Genomic DNA, 4,195 nt, shown 5'->3' with positions numbered 1-4,195 from the left:
GTTGGAACCCGAAAAGGGGTTTGTAATTCAAACCCTTCTTGTTGCTGGTAATTAAAAATTCAAATGCTTATAGATTTCCACCAGACGTTCGGAAGATTGATAAAGAGTCTGGGTAGAATAATCTTTCGTATGGGCAAACCATGCGCTAAAGATGTATTTACTCTTCAAAATATGTGTCAACTGAAGTTGATATTCCTGAGCCGGTTTCAGGAACGGGTTCCCATGTATTTCAGAATATCCACCGCCCAGATATGAGATAGCGTCCTGTACCGCCCAATAATCAGGATAGTCCTTATCGCTGCTCAAAGCCAATTGCCAGACATAGCCGGGGGCAGGCATATAACTCAGGTTAATGGTAGGATACCAATCCCACTGATTCCATACCGGTGTCTTATAATGTTCTACGGCAAGCGAAGCGTCCAAAGAAAGTTTATCACCGAAACTTTTATTGAAACCCGCATAGAAGTTCAGAGTTTGTTCGCGACGGCGGGATTGCATATTATCGGGAATACCTGTGCTCACACCTGTCTTTGTTCCCGCATCCTTCTCCGTATCATAATAATATTGATAACTGTGGTCGATACTGGTCGTATAAACGGCACCATAATTCAATCCCCATCCACGACCCAGATTATGCTCTTGGGCAAGGAAAAATTTCCAGCGATTGATGCGCTGACAGTCTTCGGTATAAAAGGCAAGCTCTTCATCTTGCATGCTGCTATGCAATAACTGATCGGACGGAGAACGGTAATAAGTCAGTTCAGCACCAGCTTTCAATCCGAAAGGTGTACGGTAATCCAGACGCCCGTTGTGCAGCCAATCGGTACTGTTGCTACGAGTATTGGACTGCTGCGTACCGTAAATATCCATCAAGCTATGATGAGTCGAATAACTTCCATTATAAACAAAGCTCAGTTGATGGTCCTTGGCAATATTATAATCCGTTCCTACCCGGAAACTATGAGTATGTGAACGGCTTCGGCCCATCTCATCGGTTGTGATGTGATGAACCGAACCGTCCGCCAAAGAGTGCATAGCTTCTTTATCGGTTAAAGAATATCCCCGTCCGTGGTTGTGTGAGTAAAGAAAATCTGCTGAGAATTTATTTCCGTTATAGATCAGGCTGGCACGTTCGTTGAAGCCCTCGTAATGTTTCTGATTATATTTGCCATAAAGCTCTCCCTGCCAGGAAGACGGGCCTCCGGTGCTTTGTTTCAGTGTGATATTAATGAGTGCACCCCGTACCTGATAGCGTGCCGGAGCATTGTACATCACTTCCGCCTTCTCAATGCGACTGGACGGGATGCTTTTCAATAAAGAATAAAGCTGTTCGGTACTCATGGTGGTAACTTTGCCATCCAATATTACAGTTACCCCCTGCCCTGCCAACATCAACCCGCCATTCATCTCGGTTACGCCCGGCAATTCCTTCACAGCGTCATAAGCATTATCTACGGGTAGATTACCGATAAGACGCGGAAGATCGTACACCAGTTTGCCTTGCTCCGCTTTCACGATGGGACGTTGTCCGGTAATCATTACTTCAGGAAGAGATTGATAAAGACTGTCCAGCTGCTTGTCTTGTGTTATAATACTGTCCGCACTGAGCGTCCGTTCGCTCTCTACATCCGTACTCTTTGTTATTTCCTGAGCGGAAACTCCTGCACTCAATGCACATAGCATCAGGGAAAGATAGTAATAAGACTTCATGTTCATTTGTTTTAGATACGACATAAATGTGTTCAGACTTAGAGATGATTGGGTGTCAACCTTGGTTGACAGGTCGATTAAGCTTGGTTGACAGATCCGTTAACCTTAGTTGACAGGCCGGTTGACCAAGGTTGACACCCAATTATGCAAGGGACTGCACAAGATTCTCTCTATACCTTTTGCAAAAGATGCCTTGTGCAAAACCGAATCACCCCTTAAGCTCTTGCGCTGCAAAGTACGGTGAAATCTTCCGGACTTTGTGTTATCCGGAACTTACGTAGTCTTATCTAGTGTTATCTGAAGTGTTATTTAGTCTTACCATCCATACATGTACCGGTTATCTTTCCTATCTTTGTCCATATAAATACAAGAGCTACATGAAACTGCCATTTAAACCTATTGCCATATTAGTCATAATCTCTCTGCTGGGTATCTTTATTTACCAGGCATACTGGATCACGGGACTATACAAAACGATGAAGCACGAACTGGAACAAAGCATCGTAGAAGCCATGCGCATGAGCGATTATAATGAGATGATGCTTCGTGTAAAGGCAATGCAAAAAGAAAATAAAGCCCACGGTTCCGTAGAGGTTTCAGCAGGGTACAATTCCGATTCCGGAAAATCATTTGTCCGCAGCAGTACAACTGTTAACCAAACAGACAGTGCCGGAAGTCTTTCACTTTTAAAAGACGGTATCCCTATGAAGTATGATAGCGTCTCAGTGAGTTACCCGAATGACTCGACAAGAGATATCCTTTTCACACGGGGACAGGAAGGCACAAACATTTCAGTCTGGGCAGAAAGAGATTCAGTAAAAGAGGTCTTGGAAGATACAGTGATTAATGAGGATGAACCTCAAGCTTCTTTAAGAGCCGAAGGTGGAATAGACATGATGTTGCGCGACCAAAGTAGTATGGTGGAACTTGCCACTTTCATCCAGCGTGGAATGCACTCGGGACTGGATATTTTTATAGAACCTGATATAGCCGTTTATGACAGTCTGCTGAATGCCTATCTGCAAGAACGGGGGCTTAAACTTCCCTACCGATTGGAGCGTCTTCATTCCGGTGCCGATCCGGACTCAACGCTGGTTTACACTGATACGCTCGCCATTGTCGGAACTCCCGGATACATGCCCAGTGAAAAAGCAAAACAATATAATTATGCTTTCGACATTCACTCCAATCAAAGTTACCGCCTCACAATAGAACCTATTTATAAGATTGTATTGCGACAGATGAGCGGTATTCTTACCACATCATTCGTTATTCTTATTATATTAGGTTTCTCCTTCTGGTTTCTTATCCGCACCATTTTGCGGCAGAAAACACTGGAAGAGATGAAGAGCGACTTTACCAACAACATCACCCACGAGTTGAAAACACCTATTGCCGTGGCGTATGCCGCCAACGATGCTTTGCTTAATTTCAATCTGGCAGAAGACAAGCAACAACGGGATAAGTATCTGGGTATCTGCCAGGAACAGTTACAGCGATTAAGCGGACTGGTGGAACAAATTCTCTCTATGAGTATGGAACGCCGTAAAACCTTCCGTCTGCATCCGGAGACACTTAGCTTGCACGATCTGTTCCCGACACTCATCGAGCAGCATAAACTGAAAGCGGGCAAGCCTGTAGAAATCAATCTCGACATTGCACCGGAAGACCTGACAATCATTGCCGACCGTACACACTTCAGTAACATTCTGAGTAACCTGATAGATAATGCCATCAAATACTCTCCGGATAAAGCCGACATAATGATCTGTTGCCGGAAAAAGGAAACGGAACAAGTGGAAATCTCAGTTACAGACCACGGTATTGGTATCCCTACGGATAAACAGCCTCACATTTTCGATAAATTCTACCGGGTTCCGACAGGAAATATCCACAATACCAAAGGCTACGGACTGGGGCTTTTCTATGTAAAGACAATGGTAGAAAAACACGGTGGCATGGTAACCGTACGAAGTGAAGCGGGAAAAGGAAGTACTTTTACAATAAGAATCTGAATAACATTGCTTATTATGAAAATGAATCAAGATATGGACAAAATCAAGGTACTGCTGGTTGAGGATGAACAAACCCTCGCCATGATTATCAAAGATACGCTGGAAGGCCAGAACTTCATCATCCATACTGCTGCCGATGGCGAGGAAGGCCTGCGTATGTTCTTCGACTTACGCCCTGATGTACTGGTAGCCGATGTTATGATGCCTCGTATGGATGGTTTTGAAATGGTACGCCACATCCGTCAAACCGACAAACGAACTCCGGTACTTTTTCTCACCGCTCGTTCTTCCATCAATGATGTGGTAGAAGGCTTTGAACTCGGGGCCAACGACTATCTGAAAAAGCCTTTCGGCATGCAGGAACTTATTGTACGCATTAAAGCGCTGGTGGGCAAAGCGTTTACATTCAGAGAGGAACCAAAGAAGGAAGAGACCTGTTTCGAGATAGGCGATTACCATTTCAACTCTGT

The 4,195-nt window shown here is 44.4% G+C and carries 2 protein-coding genes and 1 pseudogene; 2 read left to right on the top strand and 1 reads right to left on the bottom strand.

What is annotated here, in order from left to right; translation table 11 throughout:
* Positions 1-1,710: pseudogene (locus BACCELL_RS20685) on the bottom strand (outer membrane beta-barrel protein); the annotation flags it as partial.
* A gap of 377 nt (positions 1,711-2,087) precedes the next feature.
* Here BACCELL_RS20685 and BACCELL_RS20680 point away from each other — a divergent pair.
* Together BACCELL_RS20680 and BACCELL_RS20675 are read left to right on the top strand one after the other, a co-directional pair.
* Positions 2,088-3,725 carry a sensor histidine kinase gene (locus BACCELL_RS20680; protein WP_007214003.1) on the top strand — a complete coding sequence of 546 codons (1,638 nt, stop codon included), beginning with the start codon at positions 2,088-2,090 and terminating at the stop codon, positions 3,723-3,725.
* A gap of 33 nt (positions 3,726-3,758) precedes the next feature.
* The coding region (locus tag BACCELL_RS20675; protein WP_044154270.1) for a response regulator transcription factor at positions 3,759-4,195 on the top strand (437 nt) is incomplete at its 3' end.

The sequence above is a fragment of the Bacteroides cellulosilyticus DSM 14838 genome (genome assembly GCF_000158035.1).
GTDB lineage: Bacteria > Bacteroidota > Bacteroidia > Bacteroidales > Bacteroidaceae > Bacteroides > Bacteroides cellulosilyticus.
The sequence above is the reverse complement of the archived record's forward strand: the minus strand, read 5'-3'. Positions and strand labels throughout refer to the sequence as shown.